This window comes from Pantoea rwandensis (assembly GCF_002095475.1).
Taxonomy (GTDB): domain Bacteria; phylum Pseudomonadota; class Gammaproteobacteria; order Enterobacterales; family Enterobacteriaceae; genus Pantoea; species Pantoea rwandensis.
Genome location: NZ_MLFR01000003.1, coordinates 79796 through 105915, shown reverse-complemented (window position 1 = coordinate 105915; position 26120 = coordinate 79796). Strand labels below are relative to the sequence as shown.

Annotated in this window: 24 protein-coding genes, 1 tRNA gene and 1 pseudogene; 15 read left to right on the top strand and 11 right to left on the bottom strand. The window is 53.3% G+C overall.

Features of this window, described 5'->3' with window-relative positions; genetic code table 11:
- Nucleotides 1-112 precede the first annotated feature (112 nt).
- Nucleotides 113-1108, top strand: a complete 996-nt coding sequence (locus tag HA51_RS05660) for an acyltransferase (protein WP_084932986.1) — start codon at nt 113-115, stop codon at nt 1106-1108.
- Here HA51_RS05660 and HA51_RS05655 read toward each other — a convergent pair.
- The 3 genes from HA51_RS05655 to xylA form a co-directional block, all read right to left on the bottom strand.
- Nucleotides 1093-2025, bottom strand: a complete 933-nt coding sequence (locus HA51_RS05655) for a GlxA family transcriptional regulator (protein WP_084932983.1) — start codon at nt 2023-2025, stop codon at nt 1093-1095. The genes HA51_RS05660 and HA51_RS05655 overlap by 16 nt on opposite strands.
- 232 nt (nt 2026-2257) lie before the next feature.
- Complete coding sequence (gene xylB / locus HA51_RS05650) at nt 2258-3700, bottom strand: xylulokinase (RefSeq protein ID WP_084932978.1); 1443 nt, start codon at nt 3698-3700, stop codon at nt 2258-2260.
- A gap of 18 nt (nt 3701-3718) precedes the next feature.
- The gene (xylA, locus tag HA51_RS05645) at nt 3719-5041 is read right to left on the bottom strand and encodes a xylose isomerase (protein WP_084932976.1); all 1323 of its coding nucleotides are present in this window, start codon (nt 5039-5041) and stop codon (nt 3719-3721) included.
- Between the two features lie 296 nt (nt 5042-5337).
- On the opposite strand from xylA, the gene xylF reads away from it, so the two are divergent.
- The 6 genes and pseudogenes from xylF to HA51_RS05615 all read left to right on the top strand — a co-directional run bounded on the left by xylF (nt 5338) and on the right by HA51_RS05615 (nt 11580).
- Nucleotides 5338-6330 carry a D-xylose ABC transporter substrate-binding protein gene (gene xylF, locus HA51_RS05640; RefSeq protein ID WP_084932973.1) on the top strand — a complete coding sequence of 331 codons (993 nt, stop codon included), beginning with the start codon at nt 5338-5340 and terminating at the stop codon, nt 6328-6330.
- A 23-nt stretch (nt 6331-6353) separates the two neighbouring features.
- On the top strand, nt 6354-7874 hold the full coding sequence (locus HA51_RS05635; RefSeq protein ID WP_084932971.1) for a xylose ABC transporter ATP-binding protein: 1521 nt from the start codon (nt 6354-6356) through the stop codon (nt 7872-7874).
- Nucleotides 7867-9039 (top strand): xylose ABC transporter permease XylH, encoded by a 1173-nt coding sequence (gene xylH / locus HA51_RS05630; protein WP_084932968.1) that lies wholly within the window; start codon nt 7867-7869, stop codon nt 9037-9039. The genes HA51_RS05635 and xylH overlap by 8 nt, the downstream gene beginning before the upstream one ends.
- 93 nt (nt 9040-9132) lie before the next feature.
- Nucleotides 9133-10310: pseudogene (gene xylR, locus HA51_RS05625) on the top strand (D-xylose utilization transcriptional activator XylR).
- Between the two features lie 61 nt (nt 10311-10371).
- Nucleotides 10372-10466: transfer RNA gene (locus tag HA51_RS05620), tRNA-Sec, on the top strand.
- A 262-nt stretch (nt 10467-10728) separates the two neighbouring features.
- Complete coding sequence (locus tag HA51_RS05615; protein ID WP_084932966.1) at nt 10729-11580, top strand: AraC family transcriptional regulator; 852 nt, start codon at nt 10729-10731, stop codon at nt 11578-11580.
- Here HA51_RS05615 and HA51_RS05610 read toward each other — a convergent pair.
- A complete protein-coding gene (locus tag HA51_RS05610; protein WP_084932962.1) occupies nt 11534-11932 on the bottom strand; it encodes a helix-turn-helix domain-containing protein in 399 nt (132 codons plus the stop codon). The genes HA51_RS05615 and HA51_RS05610 overlap by 47 nt on opposite strands.
- A 192-nt stretch (nt 11933-12124) precedes the next feature.
- Here HA51_RS05610 and HA51_RS05605 point away from each other — a divergent pair, with 192 nt between their 5' ends.
- The gene (locus HA51_RS05605; RefSeq protein WP_084932960.1) at nt 12125-12502 is read left to right on the top strand and encodes a DUF1360 domain-containing protein; all 378 of its coding nucleotides are present in this window, start codon (nt 12125-12127) and stop codon (nt 12500-12502) included.
- On the opposite strand, the gene HA51_RS05600 is transcribed toward HA51_RS05605, so the two are convergent.
- On the bottom strand, nt 12499-12969 hold the full coding sequence (locus HA51_RS05600) for an Rrf2 family transcriptional regulator (RefSeq protein ID WP_084932958.1): 471 nt from the start codon (nt 12967-12969) through the stop codon (nt 12499-12501). The two genes, HA51_RS05605 and HA51_RS05600, sit on opposite strands and share 4 nt — an antisense overlap.
- Nucleotides 12970-13107: 138 nt before the next feature.
- On the opposite strand from HA51_RS05600, the gene HA51_RS05595 reads away from it, so the two are divergent.
- On the top strand, nt 13108-13548 hold the full coding sequence (locus HA51_RS05595) for a GNAT family N-acetyltransferase (protein WP_084932956.1): 441 nt from the start codon (nt 13108-13110) through the stop codon (nt 13546-13548).
- Here the strand turns inward: HA51_RS05595 and HA51_RS05590 are convergent.
- On the bottom strand, nt 13537-14295 hold the full coding sequence (locus HA51_RS05590; RefSeq protein ID WP_342744871.1) for an alpha/beta hydrolase: 759 nt from the start codon (nt 14293-14295) through the stop codon (nt 13537-13539). The two genes, HA51_RS05595 and HA51_RS05590, sit on opposite strands and share 12 nt — an antisense overlap.
- A gap of 422 nt (nt 14296-14717) precedes the next feature.
- Here HA51_RS05590 and HA51_RS05585 point away from each other — a divergent pair, with 422 nt between their 5' ends.
- A complete protein-coding gene (locus tag HA51_RS05585; RefSeq protein ID WP_084932948.1) occupies nt 14718-15851 on the top strand; it encodes an EpsG family protein in 1134 nt (377 codons plus the stop codon).
- A gap of 241 nt (nt 15852-16092) precedes the next feature.
- On the top strand, nt 16093-17133 hold the full coding sequence (locus HA51_RS05580) for an acyltransferase family protein (protein ID WP_084932944.1): 1041 nt from the start codon (nt 16093-16095) through the stop codon (nt 17131-17133).
- 131 nt (nt 17134-17264) lie between these two features.
- Here the strand turns inward: HA51_RS05580 and HA51_RS05575 are convergent, their stop codons facing one another.
- Nucleotides 17265-18257: a LacI family DNA-binding transcriptional regulator gene (locus tag HA51_RS05575; protein ID WP_084932941.1), complete on the bottom strand. Its 993-nt coding sequence runs from the start codon at nt 18255-18257 to the stop codon at nt 17265-17267.
- 403 nt (nt 18258-18660) lie between these two features.
- Between HA51_RS05575 and HA51_RS05570 the strand changes: the two genes are divergently transcribed.
- On the top strand, nt 18661-20124 hold the full coding sequence (locus HA51_RS05570; RefSeq protein ID WP_084932937.1) for a sugar porter family MFS transporter: 1464 nt from the start codon (nt 18661-18663) through the stop codon (nt 20122-20124).
- 27 nt (nt 20125-20151) lie between these two features.
- Here HA51_RS05570 and HA51_RS05565 read toward each other — a convergent pair whose 3' ends face one another.
- The 4 genes from HA51_RS05565 to HA51_RS05550 all read right to left on the bottom strand — a co-directional run bounded on the left by HA51_RS05565 (nt 20152) and on the right by HA51_RS05550 (nt 23363).
- A complete protein-coding gene (locus HA51_RS05565) occupies nt 20152-21285 on the bottom strand; it encodes an ROK family protein (protein ID WP_084932935.1) in 1134 nt (377 codons plus the stop codon).
- A 16-nt stretch (nt 21286-21301) separates the two neighbouring features.
- Nucleotides 21302-22042, bottom strand: coding sequence for a replicative helicase loader DnaC (gene dnaC / locus HA51_RS05560; RefSeq protein ID WP_084933311.1), 741 nt, complete (start codon nt 22040-22042; stop codon nt 21302-21304).
- A complete protein-coding gene (gene dnaT, locus HA51_RS05555; RefSeq protein ID WP_084932931.1) occupies nt 22042-22578 on the bottom strand; it encodes a primosomal protein DnaT in 537 nt (178 codons plus the stop codon). Before dnaT ends, dnaC begins: the two co-directional genes overlap by 1 nt.
- A gap of 92 nt (nt 22579-22670) precedes the next feature.
- Complete coding sequence (locus HA51_RS05550; protein WP_084932928.1) at nt 22671-23363, bottom strand: autotransporter; 693 nt, start codon at nt 23361-23363, stop codon at nt 22671-22673.
- A 223-nt stretch (nt 23364-23586) separates the two neighbouring features.
- Here HA51_RS05550 and HA51_RS05545 point away from each other — a divergent pair, with 223 nt between their 5' ends.
- The 3 genes from HA51_RS05545 to HA51_RS05535 all read left to right on the top strand — a co-directional run bounded on the left by HA51_RS05545 (nt 23587) and on the right by HA51_RS05535 (nt 26088).
- The gene (locus tag HA51_RS05545; protein ID WP_084932926.1) at nt 23587-24147 is read left to right on the top strand and encodes a DNA-3-methyladenine glycosylase I; all 561 of its coding nucleotides are present in this window, start codon (nt 23587-23589) and stop codon (nt 24145-24147) included.
- 110 nt (nt 24148-24257) lie between these two features.
- On the top strand, nt 24258-24920 hold the full coding sequence (locus HA51_RS05540) for an OmpA family lipoprotein (protein WP_084932922.1): 663 nt from the start codon (nt 24258-24260) through the stop codon (nt 24918-24920).
- A 163-nt stretch (nt 24921-25083) separates the two neighbouring features.
- Complete coding sequence (locus HA51_RS05535; protein ID WP_084932918.1) at nt 25084-26088, top strand: LacI family DNA-binding transcriptional regulator; 1005 nt, start codon at nt 25084-25086, stop codon at nt 26086-26088.
- The last annotated feature ends 32 nt before the right edge of the window (nt 26089-26120 follow it).

Here is a 26120-nt window from a genome sequence, read left to right as displayed (position 1 = left end):
CCCTACGAAAACCACTCTTAACTCACCAAGAGTGATCCGAATTTCAGTTCCAAAGGTTGTTGACGCGCTGCTCACTGGCTACCCTTTTGCACAGTTCATGCACGAGGAAGCCATGTCGCAAAAAATACACTGGATCGATAACTTGCGTGCGGTCGCCTGTCTGATGGTGATCGTTATTCATACCACCACTTGGTATATCACCGGCCCGATGGCGGTCACCGGCATCAGTTGGGATGTGGCCAACCTGCTCAACTCGGCGTCACGCGTTTGCGTGCCGCTATTCTTCATGATTTCAGGCTACCTGTTCTTCGGTGAACGCAGCGCACAAGGGCGACATCTGCTGCGCATCGTGCTGTGTTTACTGTTCTATAGCGCAGTCGCACTGGCCTATATCACTTGGCTAACGCCGATCAGCGAAGGCCGCTCGCTGCTGAAGCTGCTGCAAAAACCGGTGTTCTATCACCTGTGGTTTTTCTTCGCCATTATCGGCATCTATCTGTTATCACCGCTGATTCAGGTGAAAAACGTGCAACCGCGCTACGTGGCACTGTTGGTTGTGGTGTTGGCGGTGCTGGCCAATCCGAATACCGTTAGCCAGTCACTCGGGCCGTTTCACTGGCTGCCGGTGAATCTCTATGTCAGTGGCGACAGCATCTATTATCTGCTGTATGCACTACTGGGGCGGGCGATTGGCTGCATGGAAACCGATAAACGTGGCATCAGCTGGCTGGCGGGATTGGGCTTTATCGTCTGCTGGATGGGGATTACGCTCGGGACCAAACAGATGCTGAAGATCAACGGCGCCTTCAACGATACCTGGTATCTCTACTGCGGCCCGCTGGTGTTTATCGCCGCCATCAGCTTGTTGGTGCTGTTCAAGAATGTGCTCAATCATCGAACATTACCGATGTTAGCGACCATCTCGCGCTACTCGCTGCCGATTTATGGCTTCCATGCACTGTTTATTCATTTCTTGCGCACCAACCATTACGACAACATGGCACGCCCATGGATCGACTTACCGTGGGTATTTGGCGTCACGTTAATTGGCAGCTTGTTGCTGGCGATGTTGCTAAAACGCGTGGATAAACATCATCTGGTGAGCTGATCGTCCCAGCGCTGATGCGCGCGCCGTAACTGGCGTGCCGAGGAAAATCCGGCCGCCAGTGCGGCTTTCTCAGCGGCTTCACCCTGCTGCTGGCGCTGCCGCGCAATCACCAGGCGTAGCTGTTCATGGTATTCACGTACGCTGATGCCGAGATGCTGGCGGAACAGACGTGTGAGATGGCGCTCGCTGACGTGCGCGCGCTCCGCTAGTGCCGTCAGCGACCAGTCGTTTTCAGGATGAGCAATCATGACATCTTGCGCGCGATGAATAGCAGGGTGCAGATGGTTGCGATAACGCAGCCACGGCGACAGTTGTGGATCGTCACCCGAGCGGCGGAACCACACCACCATCTCCCGCGCCACCTTCAGTGCCTGCGGCGCACCGCACAGCCGGTTGATCAGATGCAACGCCAGATCAATACCCGCCGTGATGCCTGCACTGGTCCAGATGCCATGATCTTCCACGAACACGCGGTTATCTTTAACTAACGCCGCGGGCGCAGCGGCTTTCAGTCGTGGCAACACATCGTGATGCGTGGTGCACTGTACGCCGTTAAGCAGTCCGGCCTGCGCCGAAAGCAGCGCCCCGGAACAGATGCACACTAAAGTGATACGCTTAGAATGGATGGCAGACTGCTGTGAGCGAAGCCACTCGCGCGCGGCGGCGGCGGGTGCCGTGTCGAACCAGACTTTGGAATCGTAGACGCCAGGCACCACCAGCAAGCTATTATCGGGCAGGCTATCAGGCAGCGGCGCGATATCCGCAATCGTCATGCCGGTGGAGCAGCGCACGCTGACTTGCGGACCAATGTAATGCAGTGCAAAGAAGCCATCTGCCAGCTGCAAAGTTTCCGCCGGGCCAGTGAGATCAAGCGCCATCACGCCAGGAAGAACCAGGAAATAAACAGGCTGCGGCATCAAAGGCTCCAGATTGGGTGATGTGTTTTGCTCACAGCCTCTTCATGGCAGAGAAGAACAAGCCGAGAGCCGACATAGCTTTGCTGCTGCCTCAGCCTTTATGGATATCTTCTCACCCTGATAACGGGAGAGCGCTAAGGACAATTCAGGCCATAAAAAACCAACCCAACTTGTCCATCATAGCGGAATAAAACCAAAACCCACGACCCAATCCGGCCATCACTTAACCAAATCAGGACATCAACGGTTGGAGCTGCTGATACAGCTGCGCAAACTTCTCACGCTGCGGCTGATAGGCGCGATGGCGTGCGTTATCGGGCTGATGGCGCTGGACTAACTCCGGCTCCGGCCACTTGCTTTGCGGATCAATCGCCCATTGTGCCAACCGCGCCGCGCCCAGTGCCGGACCCACTTCACCGCCGTGGCAATAATCCAGCGTTAATCCGCTGATATCCGCCAGCATCTGCCGCCAATAGGCACTGCGCGCCCCGCCGCCAATCAACATCACCGTTTGCGGCTGTACGCCACACTCATGCACCGCTTCCATGCCTTCTGCCAGTGCAAAACCCACGCCCTCCAGCACGGCACGTGACAGCTCTGGCCGGCCATGCTGATGGGTTAAGCCAAAAAAGGCGCCCTGCGCCTGCGGGTTGTTATGCGGCGTGCGTTCGCCAGAGAGATACGGCAGGAACCAAACGGGTGCGGCATCAAGGTTCGCTTTCTCGGCTTCCGCCAGCAATTCGGGCACATCGGCACAGCCCGTTAACGCCGCCGCCCAATCCAGGCAGGAGGCGGCACTCAACATCACTGACATCAAATGCCAGCGATTGGGCAATGCATGGCAAAAGCTGTGCGCCGCGCGCTGCGGATTACTAAGATAGCCATCGCTTACCAGGAAGTAGACGCCGGAAGTACCGAGCGACAGCATGCCTTGCCCCGGCGACACCATACCCACGCCGACTGCGCCCGCAGCATTATCCCCACCACCCGCCACCAGCGGCACCGCCTTCATCCCCCAACGCGCGGCGACCTCTGGCGATAAGGTGCCGGTGATCTGGTTGCCCTCATACAGCGTGGGCATCTGGCTGCGGTTGAGATCGCAGGCGCTCAGCATGGCATCACTCCAGTCGCGCTGTGCCACATCCAGCCACATCGTGCCCGCCGCATCAGACATGTCACTGGCGAAATCACCGCTCATGCGCCAACGCAGATAATCTTTCGGCAGCAGGACTTTCGCTACCTGCTCGAAAACCTCTGGTTCGTGTTGCTGCACCCACAGCAATTTGGGTGCGGTAAAGCCCGGCATCATCAGGTTACCGGTGATCTGGCGCGAATCGGGCACACGCTGCTCCAGTTCACGGCACTGCTCGCTGCTGCGCCCGTCGTTCCACAAAATAGCGGGACGCAGCACCTGATGGTCGGCATCCAACAAGGTGGCGCCATGCATTTGGCCACTCAGGCCAATCGCGTTCACCTCGCTGAGATCGTGCTGCTGCGCCAGCGCCTGCATAGCAATATCCGTGGCCTGCCACCAGCTTTCGGGATCTTGTTCGCTCCATAACGGCTGCGGACGCGACACCTGCAACGGTGAGGTTTCCACCGCGATAACCTGCCCTTGCGCATCCAGCAGCACCACTTTGACGCCAGAAGTGCCCAAATCGATCCCGATAACCATGTTCAGCTCCCGATGCGGTTAAAAATCATAAAGGTAGTGATTCACCAGGTTTTCCAGTTGCTCCTGGCGCCCGCTGCGGTGCTGCGGGTTCAGTTGTTGCTGCTGAGCATGCGCTGCCAGTGACGCCAGTGAAAACTCGCCTTTCAAAATTTGCTGGCCGAACTCACCATTCCAGCCGCTGTAACGCTGCGCCACGCGTTTATCCAGCTCACCATCCTGCACCATGCGCGCCGCGACTTTGAGCGCCAACGCCATGGTATCCATGGCACCAATATGGCCGTAGAACAGGTCATATTTGTCAGTGCTTTGGCGGCGCACTTTGGCATCAAAGTTTAAGCCGCCGGTAGTGAATCCGCCCGCTTTGATGATCTCGTACATCACCAACGCATTCTCCTCGACGCTGGTCGGGAACTGATCGGTATCCCAGCCACATTGCACATCGCCGCGGTTAGCATCCACCGATCCAAAAATGCCCAGCGCGATGGCCGTTGCAATTTCATGATGGAATGAGTGGCCCGCCAGCGTAGCGTGGTTGGCTTCGACGTTCACTTTGATCTCTTTTTCCAGACCAAATTGTTTTAGGAAGCCGTATACCGTCGCCACATCGTAGTCGTATTGATGTTTGGTCGGTTCCTGCGGTTTTGGCTCAATCAGCAGCATGCCCTGGAAGCCAATTTTGTGTTTGTGCTCCACCACCATCTGCATAAAGCGGCCAATCTGTTCACGTTCCTGACGCAGATCGGTATTCAGCAGGGTTTCATACCCTTCGCGTCCGCCCCACAGCACGTAGTTTTCACCGCCCAGCGTTTGCGTGGCTTGCATCGCGCTGCACACCTGCGTCGCAGCCCAGGCAAAGATTTCTGGGTCAGGACTGGTCGCTGCACCGGCACCGTAACGTGGATGGGTGAAGCAGTTGGCCGTGCCCCACAGCAGCTTCACACCAGTTTCCTGCTGTTTCTCCAGCAGTTTGTCGGTCATCGCGGCAAAGTTCTCGCGGTAGCTGTGCAGTGAATCGCCTTCCGGTGAGACATCCACATCATGGAAGCAGTAATACGGCACATTCAGCTTGTGGAAGAACTCAAACGCGACGTCCGCCTTCTGTTTCGCCAGCTGCAATGCATCGCCATTTTTCTGCCACGGGCGATCAAACGCACCGACACCAAACATATCCGCACCGTTCCAGCAGAAGGTGTGCCAGTAACACGCGGCAAAGCGCAGATGCTGCGCCATAGTTTTACCGAGAATCACTTCATCAGGATTGTAATGGCGAAACGCCAGTGGGTTGGTGGACTTGGCCCCTTCATAACGAACGCGATCGAGCTGGTCGAAATAAGCGTGCATGTGTTGCTCCTTAGCATCAGACCCGAATGGTCAGCAGTGAATCATTATTTTGCTAAGGGGTTAGCGACAGACTCAATTACGATATTTCACACTCAAATTAAGATAATTATTAATTGTGCACTCGCTCGCAAAAATCGGGAATTCTCGATCGCGCTCAAAGAATCAGAAATAAACAAAAAAACGTAATAGCAGGATAAAAATCAGTAATTGATGTTGCCTGAAACTCAAGGCAACAATTCATCCGCTTGGTTCATAGCCTTACAACGACAATAGCCTCAACCTACAGGATGACCATGATGAAAATGAAATACACGCTGTTAGCCGCCTGCGCTGCGCTGGCCCTGTTTAGCCATGCGGGTATGGCGAAAGAAGTCAAAATCGGCATGGCGATCGATGATTTACGCCTAGAGCGTTGGCAGAAAGATCGCGACATTTTTGTTAAACAAGCCGAAAAGTTAGGTGCCACGGTATTTGTGCAATCGGCCAACGGCAATGAAGAAACCCAAATGTCGCAAATTGAAAATATGATCAACCGTGGTGTCGATGTGCTGGTGATCATTCCTTACAACGGACAGGTATTAAGTAATGTCGTCGCGGAAGCCAAACGCGAGGGCATTAAAGTGCTCGCTTATGACCGTATGATTAATAATGCGGACATCGATTTCTATATTTCCTTTGATAATGAAAAAGTCGGGGAATTGCAGGCTGAAAGCATTGTGAAACAGGTGCCTAAAGGTAACTATTTTATGATGGGCGGCTCGCCAGTGGACAATAACGCTCGCCTGTTCCGTGCCGGTCAGATGAAAGTGTTAAAACCGTATATTGATAACGGCAGCATCAAAGTGGTGGGCGATCAGTGGGTGGATGCCTGGCTGCCCGAAAATGCGCTGAAAATCATGGAAAATGCCCTGACCGCCAACGGCAACCACATTGATGCGGTCGTCGCCTCCAATGATGCCACCGCAGGCGGTGCGATTCAGGCGCTGAGTGCACAGGGTCTGGCAGGCAAAGTGGCGATATCGGGCCAAGATGCCGACTTGGCCGCCATCAAGCGCATTATGAACGGCACCCAAACCATGACGGTGTATAAACCCATCACCGAACTCGCCACCGAAGCGGCGAAGATTGCGGTAGAACTGGGCGATAACCAAACGCCCGCCAGCAACGGCAAGCTGAATAATGGCCTGAAAGACGTGCCCTCACGCCTGCTGACGCCTATCCCCGTCAATAAAGACAATATCGAAAGCACCGTGGTGAAAGACGGTTTCCACAAACAGAGCGAACTCTAAGCGCCGCTGCGAGGAGCAACCCCATGCTGCTGGAAATGAACCACATCACTAAACGTTTTGGCGCGGTGAAAGCACTGGATGATATCAGTCTGCGTCTGGATGCAGGCGAAGTGATGTCACTGTGCGGCGAGAATGGCTCGGGCAAATCCACTTTGATGAAAATCCTGTGCGGGCTCTATCCGCACGGTGATTTTGACGGTGAGATCCAATTTGCCGGCGATCGCATTCAGGCGCAGACCATCCGCGATACCGAGCGCAAAGGGATTGTGATTATTCATCAGGAGCTGGCGCTGGTACGCCAGCTCACGGTGATGGAGAACATTTTCCTCGGTGCCGAGTTGGGCCGTTTTGGCCTGGTGGATGATGAAACCATGACGCTGCGCTGCCAGCAGCTGCTGGCACGGGTGAAGCTGGATGTAGCACCCGATACCAAAGTGGGGGAGCTGGGGCTGGGTCAGCAGCAGTTAGTGGAGATTGCGCGTGCGCTCAACAAGCAGGTGCGATTGCTGATTCTGGATGAACCCACCTCCTCGCTCACCGAGCAGGAAACCGAGGTGCTGTTAAGCATCATCAATAACCTGCGTGAACACGGCATCGCCTGCATTTACATCTCGCACAAGCTCAATGAAGTGAAAGCCATCTCTGACACCATCTGCGTGATCCGCGATGGGCAGCACATCGCCACGCGCCCGGCGGCCGGTCTGAGCGAGGATGACATCATCACCATGATGGTGGGCCGTGAGCTCACCGCGCTCTATCCGCATCAGCCGCACGAGATTGGTGAAACGATACTGGAAGTGAAAAACCTCACCGCCTGGCATCCGGTCAATCGCCACGTGCGCCGGGTGAATAACGTTTCATTCAGCCTTAAACGCGGTGAGATTTTAGGTATTGCCGGGTTGGTCGGGGCCGGACGCACCGAGACGGTACAGTGTCTGTTTGGCGTCTGGCCGGGGCGCTGGCAGGGCGATATCGCCATCAACGGCAAGCTGGTGAAGATCCACGACTGCCGAGAAGCGATTGCGCATGGCATCGCCATGGTGCCGGAAGACCGCAAAAAAGACGGTATTGTGCCGCTGATGGGCGTGGGGAAAAACATCACCCTGGCAGCGCTCGACCAGTTCAGCCATCGCCTCTCCACCGTGGATGAAGCCGCCGAACAGCAGGCCATTAACGATGCGATTCGCCGCCTGCGGGTGAAAACCTCTTCGCCCGAACTGGCGATTGGGCGACTCAGCGGCGGCAATCAACAAAAAGCCATTCTTGCTAAGTGTCTGCTGCTTAACCCCAAAATCCTGATTCTGGACGAGCCCACGCGCGGTATTGATGTGGGCGCACGTCAGGAGATCTACCTGCTGATTAACGCGCTGGTGCAACAGGGCATCGCGGTGATTGTGATTTCGTCCGAGCTGCCCGAAGTACTGGGCCTGAGCGATCGCGTTTTGGTGATGCATGAAGGGCAAATCAAGGCCGATCTGATTAACAACAATCTGACTCAGGAGCAGGTGATGGAAGCCGCTCTACGGAGTGAACATTATGCTTAAAACTGAGAGTACACAGCGCCTGCCGAGCACGCCGACACCCAGCAAGTTTCCGCGCCTCAATCTGCAAGTTTTAGTGATGCTGGGGGCGATTGTGATGATCGCACTGTTCTTCACCTGGACCACTGACGGCGCCTGGCTGAGCGCGCGCAATGTCTCAAACCTGCTGCGCCAGACTGCGATCACCGGCATCCTCGCGGTCGGTATGGTGTTTGTGATTATCTCGGCAGAGATTGATCTCTCGGTCGGTTCGATGATGGGCCTGCTGGGCGGGGCGGCGGCGATTTTCGATGTCTGGCTCGGTTGGCCTCTGCCGCTCACCATTGTGGTGACCTTGGTGCTGGGTCTGCTGCTCGGCACCTGGAACGGTTGGTGGGTGGCGTACCGCAAAGTGCCTTCGTTTATCGTGACGCTGGCCGGCATGCTGGCGTTTCGCGGCATTTTGGTCGGCATCACCGATGGCACCACGGTGGCACCGACCAGCCCGGCGATGTCGCTGATGGGGCAAAGTTACCTGCCCGGCGGCGTGGGCTTCGGCTTTGGTTTTGTTGGCTTGGCACTGTTTATTCTCTGGCAGTGGCGCTTACGGTTACGCCGCCAGCAGTTAGGACTCAGCCAACCCGCGGCGACAGGCACCGTGGCGCGTCAGGCGATCACCGCCGTTGTGGTACTCGGCGCCATCTGGCTGCTGAATGACTATCGTGGCGTACCCACCCCGGTGTTGCTGCTGGCGCTGCTGTTGCTGGCGGGGATGTTTATGGCGACGCGCACCGCCTTTGGCCGCCGCATTTACGCTATTGGCGGCAACATTGACGCCGCGCGGCTTTCAGGCATTAACGTGGCGCGCACCAAGCTGGCGGTATTTGCCATCAACGGTGTGATGGTAGCGATTGCCGGGTTGATCCTCAGTTCACGCCTCGGTGCCGGATCGCCCTCGGCGGGTAACATCGCTGAATTGGACGCGATTGCCGCTTGTGTGATTGGCGGCACCAGCCTCGCGGGCGGTGTCGGTTCGGTAGCCGGTGCGGTGATGGGCGCATTTATCATGGCCTCACTGGATAACGGCATGAGCATGATGGATGTCCCAACGTTCTGGCAGTATATCGTGAAGGGCGCCATTTTGCTGCTGGCGGTGTGGATGGATACCGCCACGCGTCGCCGGGTGTAATCGCGTGGGCGATCACACTGTGGTGCAAACCATTTCTGCTGTCCTTGCAGCCGTGCTATGCAATGCGCTGAGGGTTTAAGGGAACGCGCCACCATGCATGAGAAACGTTACCGCATTACGTTGCTGTTCAACGCCAACAAGGTGTATGACCGCCAGGTTGTGGAAGGGGTCGGCGAATATTTGCAGGCCTCGCAAACCGACTGGGATATTTTCATTGAGGAGGATTTTCGCTGCCGCATTGAGAATATCCGCGAGTGGCTCGGCGATGGGGTGATTGCCGACTACGACGACAGCACCATGAAACGTTATTAGCTAACGTCTCGGTGCCGATTGTCGGTGTCGGCGGCTCTTATCATCAGCCGCAAGATTATCCGCCGGTGCATTACATCGCCACTGACAATGCCGCACTGGTGGAGAGTGCCTTCCTGCACTTGAAAGAGAAAGGCATTAACCGCTTTGCTTTTTATGGTTTGCCCGCGTCCAGCGGCAAGCGCTGGTCGCAAGAACGCGAGCAGGCGTTTCGTCAGTTGGTGATGCGCGAGCGTTATCAGGGCGTGGTGTACCAAGGTATGGAAACCGCGCCCGAGAACTGGCAGCACGCGCAGAACCGTCTCGCCGACTGGCTACAGACGCTGCCGCCGCAAACCGGCATTATTGCCGTCACCGATGCCCGCGCCCGCCATCTGCTGCAAGCGTGCGAGCATCTCAAAATCCCGGTGCCGGAAAAGCTCACGGTGATTGGCATCGATAACGAAGAGCTGACGCGTTATTTATCACGCGTGGCGCTCTCCTCCGTCGCCCAAGGCACGCGGCAGATGGGCTATCAAGCTGCCAAGCTGCTGCATCGTTTGCTGGATAAACAAACCCTGCCGCTGCAGCGCATTCTGGTACCGCCGGTCAAAGTAATTGCCCGGCGTTCTACTGATTTCCGCTCGCTGCGCGATCCCGCCGTGATTCAGGCCATGCACTACATCCGCTTCAATGCCTGCAAAGGCATCAAAGTGGAACAGGTGCTGGATGCGATTGGCATGTCACGCTCAAACCTGGAAAAGCGTTTCCGCGACGAGACCGGTGACACCATTCACGCCATGATCCATCGTGAAAAACTGGAGAAAGCGCGCGAGCTGTTGGCCTCTTCATCACTGAACATCAATGAGATCTCGCAGATGTGCGGCTATCCGTCACTGCAATATTTCTATTCGGTGTTTAAGAAGAGTTACGCCACTACGCCCAAGGAATATCGCCAACTTCACGGTGAGAACGTGCTGTAGCGCACGGGTGAGATCAAGATTTCGCGCTGGGTTGTCGCTATAATTGCGTGGCTTCTTCAAAGGAAGATCGTCGTCTCCGGTGAGGCGGCCGGATTTCAAATCCGGTTGGGGCCGCCAGCGGTCCCGGGCAGGTTCGACTCCTGTGATCTTCCGCCACCTTCATCTTACTGTTACTCATTTCTAAATGATTGGCTTAGGCAACCTGTAAGTCATCGTTACAAGTTGGAAAATTTCAGTCTGAGGATGTAGAGCAAGGTTGGCACTTTACTTCTGCACTCTTCTCCGCCACTTGTTCCAATCTCTTTATCTCGCCTGCACAATGCAGTTATTCGGTAAAACCGAACAACTGAGCTCTGTTTAAAAATCAGCTTGTTCATGATTCTATACTGTCTTTCACGCTGGCTATTTCGGAACCCCCATGCTCATCCATCCCACCGATAACCTGACCTTCTCTGGCGATCCGCGTGCGGATGAGCTGCGTAAACGGCTGCTGCAGCCTGATGCTCCCAAAGTGATTGCGGCGTCATTATCGAAACAGCTGGATCGCGAAAGCCGCACCCACAGCCATGCGGCGGGCCAGCTTTATTGCCTGAAGCAGGGAATGATGACGGTCAACACGCCGTCGGGCATCTTCGCCAATCCGCCACGCCTGGTGGGTTGGATTCCACCACACTTTGAACACGCGATTATCGGACCCGGTCGCGTACTCGGCTGGACGGTGTTGGTGGATGAAGCGCTCAGCGCACCCTTGCCGACACATCCTGTGCTGCTCTCCTGCCCTTCGGTGCTGGAGCCACTGGCCGAACGACTGGCAAGTTTGTCACCAGATGCTTGGGGCAGCGAACGCTATAACCGGCTGTGCGATGTGTTTCTGGATGAGCTGTATGAATCCACCGAACATGCTCTGACATTGCCGCTGCCGGAGGAGCCGCGCCTGCGCCAGATTGCACGCCTGTTGATAGACGATCCCGCCGATGCGCGCACGGGTCCGGAATTGGCACAGTGGGCGGGATTAAGTCCGCGTAGCCTGAGCCGTCATTGGGCCAGTGCGGTGGGCATGAGCCTGTCGCGCTATCGTCAGGTGTCGCGCTTACTGAAATCACTGGAAGGACTGGCTGCGGGTAAAAGTGTGCAGCAGGTAGCCTGGCAGGTTGGCTTCGATAGCGTCAGCAGCTACATCAGCGCCTTTCGCAGCGCCTTTGGTTCGACGCCAGGTAAATACTTTATGCCGCCTGGCGGGTCTGCGGTTGCAACATCAGAAGACTCGTAGGCCCATCAATATCAGGCAAGCAGTGCTGATATTTACGACGAAACGCGCCAGGCGGGAGATCGTACATGCGGCGAAAAGTGCGGCACCACGTCTGCTGCGACTCAAAACCGTATTTAATCGCGATCTCCATCAGCGGCAGATCACCGTTGACCAAGGCAATCGCCGATGCCGTTAACTTCCGCTCACGAATATAGGTGCCCAGCGCAATGCCAGTATGGCTGCGAAACAGTCGTTGTAAGTGCCACTGCGAATAACCCACGCGTCGCGCCACGGTTTCCAGAATCAGTCGCTGTTCAATATTGTCTTCAATCCACAGCATCAGTTGATGCATACAGGCTGCGTGAATATCCATCTTTCCTCCTGATGGCGGTTTAACCCTTCAGCAGCATTATAAAAAAGCCGTCACTGGCTATGTTCAGCGTTAAAGCCAATAAATAACGAAATCTCGCCAATGTGGCGCACAGGTTGCTCAAGTTGGATGCTTGCGGCTTAACCTATCATGTAATATTGTAAGTTACATGATAAACACAGAGCAGGAGAGAAGATGAACAGCTTGATCACCCCGGACGTATGGATATGTGTGGCGATTGCATTGGCAGCGGCCAGTACCTCAATGACCATTACTCAAACGGAATTGTTTGCAGGATTGCGTGCATGGACAGCCAAAAAGCACGCGCTACTCGGCCATCTGTTCCACTGCTTTTACTGCATGAGCCACTGGACGGTGTTGGTGGGTATGCTGATTTATCGCCCTTACCTGCTGCACAGCGATGTGGCGGTGATTGATTGGGTGATGACGGCGTTTATCACCTTAACGCTGACTACCTTTATCAACGGTCTGATGTTCAAGGTATTCCAGGCAGCAGTGACCACGCATGTGATGAAACACAATGCGCAGATCACCTTACAGAAGCAGGATTAAGACTCGTTACTGCACAGCGGATGGGGCTCGGCTTCCAGCCCCAGTTTTGCCATTTTGTGGAGATAATCATCGGCAATATCGGCCACGGTGATTTGGCTAAAGCGTTTGAGCAGCAGTGCTTCTGCTTCATTGAGCGCCTGATCCAGACGCTCATCCACCGCATGTTCAACTAAACACGGCGAAGGATCGGCAGCAGGCCCGATGCTGAACAGCGCCGGTGAACCCATCGCCTGATAAACATCCAGCAGCGTAATGGCGCTGAGCTTAACACTCAGTTCCCAGCCACCGCCATGCCCTTTCTCCGACACCACATAGCCTTTTTCGCGTAGCCCGGACATCATGCGGCGCACCACCACCGGATTGGTACCCAGCATCTTGGCCATCGCCTCAGACGTGGCGCGTTTGACGTGCCGATCAAGATGAATCAGCGCGTGCAGAGAGCGGGACATTCGGTTGTCGCGGGGCATGGATCATTCCTCTTAAGTTCACGACACTCTAGCAAAGCCGCCCGGCTGCAACAATTTATCCCGCCAGTCTGGGGTTGATTGCCAGTGGAAACTGTTTCAGACTTTCTGGCTAAGAAAGCAAACAGGAAGGAAAAAGTAATGAAAGGAATTTATCCGGCACAGGCGAGTGACTTCGACGCCATTACCGTTTTGTGGGAAGCCTCAGTGCGCGCCACGCATCATTTTCTGTCCGATGCGGATATTGTGTCGCTGCGCCCGCAGGTTCGCGATCAATACCTGCCCATGGTTGACCTGCGCGTATGTCGTGATGAAAAAGGTGCCATTCTGGGATTTTTAGGCGTGGCAGAACATCGACTGGAGATGCTGTTTGTCCATCCGGAAGCCTGTGGCAAAGGTATTGGCAAACAGTTGCTGCATTACGCCATTGATAAAATGGGCGTGACTGAAGTGGATGTGAATGAACAGAACCCACAGGCTTTAGGCTTTTATCAAAGTCAGGGGTTTTCGGTGATCGGCCGTTCGCCGCTCGATGGACAAGGAAATCCTTTTCCGCTTATCCACTTACGTCTAATGCGTTGATGACGTCTGCTGCACCAGGCTGGCCTGCCAGTCACTGAACAGCGTTGGCCAGTTCTTAGCAGGGATATTCTTTTTCTGCCCGGTGCCGAAACCGTGCCCGCCCTGCTGGAAAAGGTGCATCTCCACCTTCACGTGGTTCTGACGCAACGCGTCGAACATCTGTAACGTGTTTTTAGGGGATGCCGTGCCGTCATCCAGTGCCTGCGCCAGGAACGTCGGCGGGGTTTTGGCCGTGACGCGATCTTCCTGCGAATACTGATCAATATCTTGCTGGCTGATATCTTTGCCGTACATCGCCGTGCGTGTGCCCACATGCGTCACGCCATTTTTCAGCGACAGCACCGGATAAATCAGTGCGGTAAAATCAGGCCGTGCTGAGATCTGATCCTGCGCATCAACAGCCGGGTAATTGTTGGCGTCGGGGCTGTTACTCACATTGGCGGCGAGGAAAGCGCCCGCGGAAAACCCCATCACCCCAATCTGATTGGCGGCAATTTGATACTCCGTTGCCTGACTACGAATGAGGCGCATCGCGCGCTGAACATCAGAAAAGGCATTATTGCGGTTAATCTCTGATCCACCGCGTGGCATGCGATAAAGTAAAACAAATGAGGAATATCCTTTTTGGCTCAATACTTTTGCGACATCGAGCCCTTCAGCATCCTGCATAATATAAGAAAAACCCCCACCGGGAATGATTAGCACAGCCGAGTGATTATTTTTTCCTGCAGGAGGAACATAAATCATTTCAGGTGAATCGACATTTGTGACAGCGCGATTATTGATGGTCGGTTTTTTACTAAAATTAACGACTTTATTATTCCCTGACACTTCATTTGGCCAGATAGGAATTTCCTTATTGGCAAACGCAGCAGGAAGATATAGCAAAACAAACAGAGGGAATAACCGAGGAAACTTCATCGATACGGCTCCAGATTCTGAGTAAAAACAGTGACAAAAGACAAAGCTGAAACACAATCTCAGGCTTTGCTACGCAACAATTACCCCAGAGAAAATCAAATAAACGAACACATCCGGTAAAGTAACAAATAATATTACCTTACCGCATCCACTATAATACCGGACCAGAAAAAATTAGACTTTTCTCATGTTTACGTTAACAAGGCCATATGTTATAAGTAAATTTTAAACTATAAGAATCTGTGACCATGGGAATTTACTGGATCATAAGTCTTAGCCTGACTTTCGTCGGACTCGTCGAAGTTATGTTAAGTAAAAATGAAAACACAGCACAAATCAGATCATACGTTTATTTTGTTGCCGTTGTAGTGCTTTTTACTTTCGGCGGCATTCGTGGTCTGGGTACGGGTCTCGATGATTTCCAGTATCGTGATTTCTTTGTTCAGTTCGTCGATAAAATAGTCATAGAAGGGTTCTGGCGCACAGCAGAAGAATTCCGTTATGAACCAGCAATATATGCGATAGCCGGTATTACTCGCGTATTTACTGCTAATCCAGATATCTTTATTTATGTTTTCACCGTGATCGCGGTGGGTATCAACGCATGGTATTTCCGCAAGCTCACCCCATTGCCCATCGTTGCGTTAGCGGTTTACTCGGCTCACTTATTTATTAACAAAGACATGAACCAGATCCGATTTGGGTTATGTTCTGCTTTCTTAATGGGCTTTGTTTATCATTTGTCCCGTCGTAGTAAATCCGGGATGATTACCACCTTTATTCTTTCCTTTATTAGCCACGCAACGGGGATTGTTGCGCTCCTCATTCCGCTGGCGATGATTGTAAGAAAGAACAAATACATACCCATTCTGATTGTCGTCGCCAGCTTACCTCTTGCGTTTATGGGCAGCTCGGCATTGATTAGCCTGCTTTCCAGTCATCTGGGAGGATTAGGTGACAGGGCCATGGGATATGCCAATCAGGAATCGACCCAGGACCAAGGGATTCTTACGCTCTCTAACCTGAAAAATATCGGCTTCGTCTTTATCTTCAGCTTTATGCTGCTGAGCGACAGAATCAGAAACTTCGATGCCACTAAGTTCAATACTTATTACATCCTGGTCATCACCTTCGCCCTCGGTGCGGGATTGAGGATGGCGCTGCAGGATTATGCCTCCGGTGGCCGTCTGGCAAACTTCCTGTTGCAGGTTGAACCGGTGCTTATTTCCCTGTGTATTTGGGAAACCCAAAAGCTGAAGAAAGTGATTGCTGTGGGCATTACTGTTTTAATGGTGCTCTATTATCTTTATTACAATACTGTTTCAAGCAAACAGTCGATTACCGGCTACGAAGTCTCGCAGACCTTCAAACTGTTCCGCTAACCTCCCGCAAAAACGCTAGCCATCGGTTAGCGTTTTTATTTTACATCTCAGATAAACCTGATAGACGCATAAGGAAAGTCTGAATGTTTTTATGGCACTGCTCATTCCTTGCATTTTGCTTTCATTGAACCTCTAATAGGCTAACATCTGCACCAGAATAGTTAGGAATAATCTTAATGGCTTAATGCCATTTAATTCCTGAGCTTTTTGGTGCCAAGCCACTCAATGAAAGAATGCAGATATGAACGAAAAAAATAATTTTGACATCGTCCGATTCTCTCTCGCCTTTATCGTAATGCTGGTGCATTCCGCCGAGGTAACAAGAAACGCCGATATTCGTTTCCTGTCTCATTTCCTAAACAGTGATTTTGCCGTCAGGGGATTTTTTGCAATAAGTGGATTCCTTATTGCAAAAAGTTACTTAAGAAGTAAATCACTGACATCCTATTTTATTAAACGTGCGCAACGTATCTTGCCCGCTTATATATTTGTGGTGATTCTCTGCTTCGTGATCGGCATGTGTCTGACTACGCTGCCACTAATGGATTTCCTGAAAAATAAAGAGACCATTAAGTATCTACTCGCTAATTTTTCTTTCCTAAACTTTATCCAGGCCTCGCTGCCGGGTGTGTTCACCAGCAACCCAAATCAGCCGATGGATGGCTCGCTATGGACAATCAAGGCTGAACTGACGCTCTATGTCCTGCTGCCGTTCATCATTCCACTGATGAAGAAGAGCCCGCTGAAAGTCTGGAGTATCATTTTTGTTATCTCCTGCGCCTGGTTCTTCTATTTCACATCGCTGTATACGGGTCCGAAAGCCGATACGCTGGCAAAACAGTTTGTCTCGCTCTCTTCATTCTTCTTCTTTGGCAGCCTGTTGGCGGTGCATCAACCCACCTTTGATCGCCTCAAAGAGATTACCATTGTGTCGCTGGTGTTGTTCTTGCTGTTCAAGAATACCGACTACTCCTTTATCATCGAGCCGGTTGCCTTCTCATCGGTGGTGATTCTGTTCTGCACCAACCTGTGTAAAGAGGTCAAAATCAGCCAGTACGGCGATCTCTCTTACGGCATGTATCTCTATCACTGGCCGATTATTCAGGTTCTGCAGCACTTTGGGGTGTTCAATGCCAATGCTTTCCTGGGATTGGGATTAACCATCGTGATTACGCTGGCTCTGGCCTATACCTCATGGAATGTACTGGAGAGCCGTTTCCTGAAACGTGCGCATCATACTCAGCCCTCCATTACGCCGCCGACCAGCACCGCACGCGACTGAGTTAGCGACCTGTTCACCGTGAATGGCGTCAAGCTTATCCGTTAAGCGCTTTTCGCTTGCCATGCATAACCACCCTACGACGATCGCACGCGGTTTTCGTAGGGTGCGCATTTCTACGCAGCGGATAGATTTCAGATGGTGGCACCCATTGAGAGCCGGTAATGGAGGTTAACCTGCTCGATGGTGGGCTGCTGGTTAATCTTCTTCAGCACAATCTCCGTCGCCACTTTCCCCATCTCAAAACGTGGCGTGATCACGCTGGCTAAGCGCGGCGTGGTCGCCTGACCAATATCCAGTCCGTGGAAACCCGCAATCGCCATCGCCTGGGGTACGGCAATGCCCGCAGCTTGGCACTCCTGTAATACACCTACCGCCAAATCGTCATTCGTGCAAAGAATGGCATCCATTTCCGGGTAGAGCTGGCGCGCCAGCGTCATCATGCCGGTACCAATCGAGACCGAAGAGACTTTATTCGGCACAATGCGCCCTGCCGGGAACCCAGCCGCTTCAACCGCATCACGATAGCCCGCATAGCGCTGCTCATCACGGCGATCGGACATCGAACCAAAATAGATGACACGCTGCTTTCCACTAGCCAGCAGCATGGAGGTCATATCGTAGCCTGCGCGATAGTTATCAAACCCGACGTTGATGCGGCCACTTGCCTCTGTCAGCCCCATAACTTCCGCCACAGGGATGTTAGCGGCATTCAGGTATTTTTCGGCGCGGACAGTGTGGACTGACTCGGTGAGAATCAGCCCTTTGATATTGAACGCGAGTACGGTGGCAATCTGTTCCTCTTCGCGCTGCGCATTGTAGTCATAGTTGACCACCAGCGTCTGATAGCCGTGTGCGCTGGTGACGGATTCAATGCCTGCCAGTAAATCGGCAAAAATTTGGTTGTTGAATGAGGGGATTAAGACACCGATGCGCGGTTGATTCTGCTTCGCCGTCGCGGTGTTTTCGGGATCGGGAACATAACCGATTTCGGCAATCACGCTGGCGATCTTCTCCGCCGTTTCCGTTTTGACCTTTTCCGGGGTGCGAAGATAGCGGCTCACCGTCATTTTGGTGACCCCCGCCAGGGTAGCAATATCGTCCAGAGTGATGCGCTGCGTTTTCATTGCGACGTCCGCAAAGATGGCCTGTCAATCAACGTATTATGCCCGTTGCCGGCTGAAAAATGAAACGAGCAGTCAACATAACTCAGATCGGAAAATAATCGGTAGTAATCAGAATAAAAATTTCATAATGATGAAAATAAAAACAAGAACTGCGACGTCAACCAGATAGGATTTGATAAAAAACCCCTTTTTTCAGCCAAATATGGCCCTGCACTTATTATCGTTTACCGCAATTTTCGCAACCTCCTTCACACTTCCTGGAAAAAATGATCCAAAAACCATCATTTAGAACATATATTCCAATATGCAAACCTCGAGTGAATAACGCTGAACATCGATAACCTACACCACTCCTCTTTCTGGACACGTAACGTTCAGGCTGTAGAGACAAGGGGCTATAACAATGGATACCAGGCAAAATCGCTATAACATGAAGTATGTCATTCTCTGCTGTACCGTCGCGGCATTTGGCGGGCTGTTAATGGGATATGACTCCTCAATTATTTCCGGTGCAATCGAACCTTTAAGTGAATATTTCCAGCTGTCACCCGCTGAAACCGGTTGGGCCGTCTCCAACATCTTGCTGGGCAGTCTTGTGGGCTGTTTTATCGCGCCACGCCTTAGTGACAAATTAGGGCGCAAAAAATCCCTCGCCATCACTGCGCTGCTGTTCACCGTTTCGGTGATCGGTACCGCCATCGCGCACAACTTCACGGTGTTTGTCCTGTTCCGCATTATTGGCGGATTGGCGATTGGCCTCGCCTCGGTGATTTCACCGATTTATCTGGCGGAGCTTTCACCGTCGAAATTTCGTGGTCGCACCACGGCACTTTATGCCGTGTGCTGCGTCGGCGGGCAATCTGTGGTGTTGTTGACCAACTATTTCATCACCAAATCAACGCTGCCCGAGGTGATGATTAACATGGGCTGGCGCTACATCCTGGCTACCGCGCTGGTGCCGTGCGCACTCTTCATGTTCTTCATCGCCTTTATCCCGGAATCACCGCGTTGGAACGTGCTGAAGGGTAAATACGATGAAGCGCTGGATACGCTGACAAAAATCTCCAATCGTGAGCATGCCGAAAGCGTGTTTAATGAAATCAAACACTCGTTCTCTGACAAAACCGCACTGCAGCACAGATCACGTCTGCGTCTGGATAAAACCACTATCCCGCTGCTGATCATCGGTATTGGTCTGGCAGTGGGCAACCAAATCAGCGGCATCAACGTGATTCAGTATTTCGGTCCTACATTGCTGAAAAACGTAGCGGGCAGTACCGATTCCGCGCTGTTACAAACCTTCTGGCTCTCTATTTGTCAGTTCATCGGCGTGCTGGCCGGAATGATGCTGATAGATAAAGTTGGGCGTCGTAAGTTGCTGCTGTTAGGCGCCATCACCTCTTGCATCTGCCTTGCGTATTCGTTTATTGCCTTCTTCTATCATCTGCCGGGCATGTTGGCGGTGGTGGGGCTGTTTGCTTACATGATTTTCTTCGGCATGACCTGGGGCCAGATCGTCTGGACAGTACTGGGCGAGATCTTCCCCACTGAGATTCGTTCAATTTGCGTTGGGATCTCTATCTGTGCCATGTCACTGGCGAACTTCGTGATCAGTAGCACCTTCCCGATCATGAACAGTAGCCCGCTGCTGCTGGACCTGTTCCACGGTGGGTTCCCACTGCTGTTGTTCGCGATTTTCTCACTGGGGATGTACTTCTTTACCTTCCGTTATCTACCGGAAACCGCAGGTGTCTCACTGGAGAAAATCCACGGTCTGGTGCTGGAGAAGTTTAACGTTGAAGCGGAGTTGCCGCAGAGCACCACCAGTACGAAATCTGGCGAGTCATTTGATATTCCACGGCATTAACAGCGTTAGCATTGCGTAGGGTTCGCCCTACGCGATAGCACGCTCATATTGCTCGACTACCGCCAGCGCCAAACCGTTGGCGGGATCGATACGCTGCGGCAGGAAATGCAGCTGAGTATGGGTGAAGGTAAAGGCTAAGGTGCTGGCTTGTGCGGCCTGTTGTACTGCCTGTACAAACGCGGGATGGCTATTCCACGGCCCATCAATGATGATGCTGGCGGGATTCACGAGCTGCATCAGCGGGCTGAGTGCAGAACCCAAATGCTGTCCGATTGACGTCATCACCTCATTAACGATCTGCGGTTCACTGGCAGCATTTTGCCAGCGCAGCCCAGGTTTACGTTGGCCCAGTTGCTGTTGAACAGCAGGCTTACTCACCAGTGTTTCCAGGCACCCTAATCGACCGCAGCTGCAACGCATACCCTGTGGCTGCACTTGCATATGACCAATTTCACCTGCGGTCCAACTGCTGCCGACGAACACTGCACCCTTTTCCACCAGCGCGCCCCCAACACCTTCACCAATACGCAAATAGAAATGGCTTTGCGATTTATTCAGGTCGAGTTGCTGTACGGAAAGCAAAGCAGCGGCTTTCACGTTGTGCATGATACGTAGCGGCAGATCGGTGGCATTTTTTAATGGCGTGAGAACATCAACATCCTGCCAGCCAAGATGGGCCGAAAAATGCACCCAGCCACGCTGTGGATCGATGATACCAGGGAAGCCAACGGCGAAACCTAATAACTCGGGATGCGCGGCTTGCAAGGTCTGGCACACTTCCACCAACTCCGGCAGCAGCAGCGCGGGATCGGCGGTGTTCGTATGCCAGGTTTGCTCGGCAATCACCTGCGAGAAGTAATCACAAACGCGCCAGTGAATCGCATTACGCTCCACCATGATGCCCGCACTTTTCAACTTCTCCGCACGCAGCGTAATTTCAATTTTTGGTCGGCCTGCAGCGGCCACACTCACCGGGCCAAGTTCGTTAATCAGCCCCTGCTCAAGTAAATCATCCACGATCAGGGAAACGGTGTTTTTACTCAGTTCGAGCGCGAGCGCCAAATCCTGGCGGGAGGTAATACGGGTGGTACGCAATTGCGTCATCACGCGTTTGAGGTTGTTGAGTCGAAGTAATGCTGGGCCTTTACCGGCTGCTTTCATCGAACGCTCACCTGTCTCAATACTCATCGCCGCGCACGCGGCTGCGGTAGCTTTCCCAGTCGAAGCGCACCCACAAACTGGTGCCGAGACGCATACGGTCCATCACGCGTTCGCCCAGCAGCGCATTCATCCCTGCTGGATCAAGGTTCGATAACATACCCGTCGGTCGTTTCGACGAGGAGCGGCGATCGACAATCTGGTTAATGATCACTTTTTCATAGCGCGATTCGCTTTGCATGCCGATCTCGTCGATCACCAGCAGATCAACATGACTGAGATCCTGCAACAGGCGCTCTTCGGTAAGATCACTGCCGCCACTGAAGGTGCCTTTCATGCTCGACATCAAATCGGCCACGGTCACAATCAGTACGCTTTTGCCACGAAGAATGAGGTCATTGCCAATCGCCGCAGCAAGGTGGTTTTTACCCGTGCCAGGACGGCCAGAAAAAACGAAGCTGGCAATGCTGTTGTCGAAACCGGCGGCATACTCGCGAGCTAAGGCGAGGGCCTTGCGTTGACCATCATTCTCAACCCGATAGTTGTCGAACGAGCAGTTCATGTGCAATTCACGAATGCCGGAGCGCCCCATGATGCGTTGCATCTTCATGGCGCGGTTTTCTCGCACAATGGCTTCGGAGCGCAAACGGCCCTGCTCCTGATTCCACGCCAGCAGCTCTTCACCGTTTTTGAATTTCGGTTGCACATCCGCAGGCATAAATTTTTTCAGGCGATTGAAAAGATCGTTCGGCGTTTTCATCATTCACCTCGGAATCCATCGGGAATATCGTAATCGGTTTTGCTGACTTGCGTCACATCGCGCTTCGGCTGTCCGCCGTTGGCCGCGCGGTTCATCTGCACGCTGCGCGCCAGTTTCTGCTGCCACTGAACATGGTGGAACAGTCGACCTTCGGCCTGCCAGTAAGCCACAAAAGTGGCTAATTCGGCGGCGGTCACCGACTCGCTCAGTGCCACACCCCAGATGGCGGCCTGACGCTGAAAATCATTATCCGGCTGCCAGCCTGAATACATGGCGAATTTCCCGACCGGCGTGGCCATCGGCGCAGCATCGGTGTGAAACAAGCTGTCATCCAGCATGACATCATTCGGTTGCTGCGCGGCCGCTTCCAGCGCCAGCAATTGCGCCAGCCGCTGTGGCGTAAGCGCATAAAAGGCCGGTGCATTGTTGTGCAGCACCGCCAGCACGCCGTTATCGGCCTGCTGCAACACGGCAAGCGGATCCTGGCAAAAGCCATCCAGCCCCACCAGCGTTGAAGATAAGATTTTAACTGACATGAAGAAACCTGACGTTGACCAACCCGGAGCGCCGATAGGTTAGGCGCTAAGCGGCCAGTGTACCTTTTTTAATGCGGCGGATCGCGCAGGAATTAGAAGCTGGCGCTGACGCCGAGACTATAAATAAATTGTTCGCCGCTGATAACGGCTCCAGTTTGAGAAAAGGAGGCAAAGGCCGCCATATTTTGCCCAATGGGTAGGTTGGCGCCTACGCTCACATCCATCCAGCGGCTTTCATGGTTGATCTCTTCCGGACGATCCCGCGTGGCGGCTGGGCTATCGTAATTCAATTGATGACTGTAGCTAACCTGTGCCCACGGTGAAATCCAGCCAAGTGCGGAATCAACCCGCCAACCCAGCGAGGCAATATGACCGGCGTTATTACCATCAACAAATTCGCACTTAGGACAGCTCATCATCGAATCATCCACGGCAAACTGTGCCACCGGACCCGTACGCAGCGTTTCACTCATCGGCATCTGCCAACCCGCCGAATAACGGTTGGCGAACGGGGCATTCCCCACGCTGGCCGTTTCGTTGTGTAGCACCATGGCGCCCTCATCGGGTGAGTTGAGCGCCGCATCCATCAGACTAATATCACGATCTTCTGTCAGCATCAGACGGTTGCTGGATATTTTTTCAGCCAGTATCGCGTTGTAATCTGCCACATTATCGCCGCTGGCCTGGCCCCAGGCGCTAGCGGGCATGGCCATAAACAATAGCCAAAAACCGCCAAAAGCCAGCATGAGAATCTGCTGGCCTGTCCGCTGACTTTTCTGCAACATGAAAGACTCCTGACGAGCCAGAAAGGGATTGGGCGTTAAGGTTATGTCTACCCTAAATCATTTGCGCTGCACGCTGAGTCCTCTCAGTGACCGAGGCGAGCACAGGTAGCTGCAGCACAAAGAATGACAGGTATATTATCGGCACCCATTGATTAACTATTAATCTATTCTGCTCTACGTCAAGGGATTAACTGTTTTTTCCTCATGCGAAGGGAGTGATGCAATGCAACGTTGTGGCTGGGTAACACAGGATCCGCTCTATCTGGCGTACCACGATAACGAGTGGGGCGTGCCGCAAACCGATAAGCGAGCCTTATTTGAGATGCTGTGCCTTGAGGGGCAACAGGCCGGGTTATCGTGGATTACCGTGTTGAAGAAACGAGAAAACTATCGCCGCGCTTTCCATGAATTTGATCCGCACGCGGTTGCTCAGATGGATGAGGCGGATATGCAACGTTTGCTGCAGGATGCCGGTATCATCCGCCATCGTGGCAAGCTGGAAGCAATTGTTAATAACGCCCGAGCGATGTTAGCGCTGGAAGCCGAAGGCGAGGACTTTTCCCGCTTTATTTGGTCATTTGTCGATAATCAGCCGATTTTGCATCGTTATGCCGATTACAAACAGGCACCGACCACCTCTGATCCTGCCATTGCGCTGTCGAAGGCGTTAAAGAAGCGTGGTTTTAAATTCGTCGGCCCGACAACATGCCACTCATTTTTGCAGGCCTGCGGCCTGATTAACGATCATCAAACCAGCTGTTTCTGTCATCCCGATAATCTTTAAAGCAATTCTTTACACTTTAAGACTCACCCTCACGCATTTCCCCATTATTGAACGGCATAATGGTGCCGTTTTGGGGCATTTTCCCCGTAAAAAATTGTGAGGGATTTCCAATGAATAAGCGTGTTTTAGCGCTGGCCTTGTTAGTGAGTGGCAGCATCGCGCTGTCAGGTTGTACCACCAATCCTTACACCGGCGAATCGCAAGCGGGTAAATCGGGTATGGGTGCTGGCTTGGGCGCGGTGCTGGGTGCCGGCGTCGGCATGTTGTCATCATCGAAAAAAGATCGCGGTAAAGGTGCGCTGATTGGTGCCGCATCGGGTGCTGCACTGGGTGGTGGCGTCGGCTATTACATGGATGTGCAGGAAGCCAAACTGCGCGACAAAATGCGCGGTACCGGCGTTAGCGTAACGCGTCAGGGCGACAATATCGTGCTGAATATGCCGAATAATGTGACGTTTGACTCCAATAGTAGCAACCTGAAACCGGCAGGCGCCAACACGCTGACCGGTGTGGCGATGGTGCTTAAGGAGTACCCGAAAACCGCAGTGAATGTGGTGGGCTTCACCGACAGCACCGGTACGCGCGCATTGAATATGCGTCTGTCACAGCAACGTGCAGAAAGCGTGGCCAGCGGCCTGATCCTGCAAGGCGTGGCGCAAAATCGCCTGCGCACTCAGGGCATGGGGCCGGACAATCCGATTGCCAGTAACACCACCGAGGCGGGTAAAGCACAAAACCGTCGCGTAGAGATTACGCTGAGCCCGTTGGGCTAAGCCGTTGACTGCCGGTCTGCCTCTGCAGATCGGCTTTTCAGCGCTTTTTTACGCCATTTTTGACGCTATTTGGATGAGAAATCGCTCATTAAAGGGCAACCGATAGAGCCGAAGAATACTTTATGCTAGCGTGATCAAAAATTGATCAATGGAAGTTAACATCATGTCGCTTAAAGCCATTGCCGCCGCCCTCGGCCTCTCTGTCACCACCGTGAGCCGTGCGCTAAATGGTTATGATGATGTTGCTGCTGCAACACGTAAGCGCATAGAAGATGAGGCTACTTCACGCGGGTATCGCCCTAATGATGCCGCGCGGCGTTTGAAGACTGGACGCGCAAATACCATTGGCTTAGTTTTTCCCGTTAGTACAGCTTCCCTTAACGACAGTTACTACAGCGAAATGCTGCAGACGCTTGATCTCCGCCTCGCTCAACATGACATCGACTTGGTTATTTTGCCAGACAAACCGCAGGACCAGCATCGAACGCTGATGCGTATGCTGCGCAGTGGCGCGCTTGATGCGCTCATTCTCACCCACACCATGCCACATGATGCCCGGCTGCAACGCTTGCAGCAGAAGGGATTTCGCTTTCTCACGCTGGGTCGCAGTCAGTTGCCGCAGCCCTATGCTTGGTTTGACTACGACAACCATGCTGGAACCCTGTTAGCCGCAGAACACTGCCTGCAACAGGGACTAACGCGTGTTGCTTATCTTGGTGGCGATGAACCTTGCACCTACATCATCGACAGGCGCCAAGGGTTCGTCGACGCACTCATGCAGCACCATCCTTCTATTGCCCCCACCATGTTGGCAGCATTGCCGATGACACGACGTTCTGGCTATCAGCAAACTCGTTTATGGCTGGCGCAGGATATCGCACCGCAGGCGATCGTGACCGATTGCGCGCCGCTGGGAGAAGGCGCGGCGATTGCGCTCCAGCAGGCCGGACGCTTGAGCGGTCCGCACGCGATTCCCCTTTATGTCTATGATGGTCTGCCGCACGACACCATTATTGAAGATCCGGTCAATGCCATTCTGCAATTATCACAACAGCGCATTGGCGAATGCGTGGCAGAGATGGTGCTGCAACTGCTGGAGGGAGCCCCCCTTAATGCGCTACAGACATTGTGGCAACCGACACTACGCCTCACTTCTGATGCACAATGATTGCGTGACGCTCGCGCTGTGATAGTCTTCGC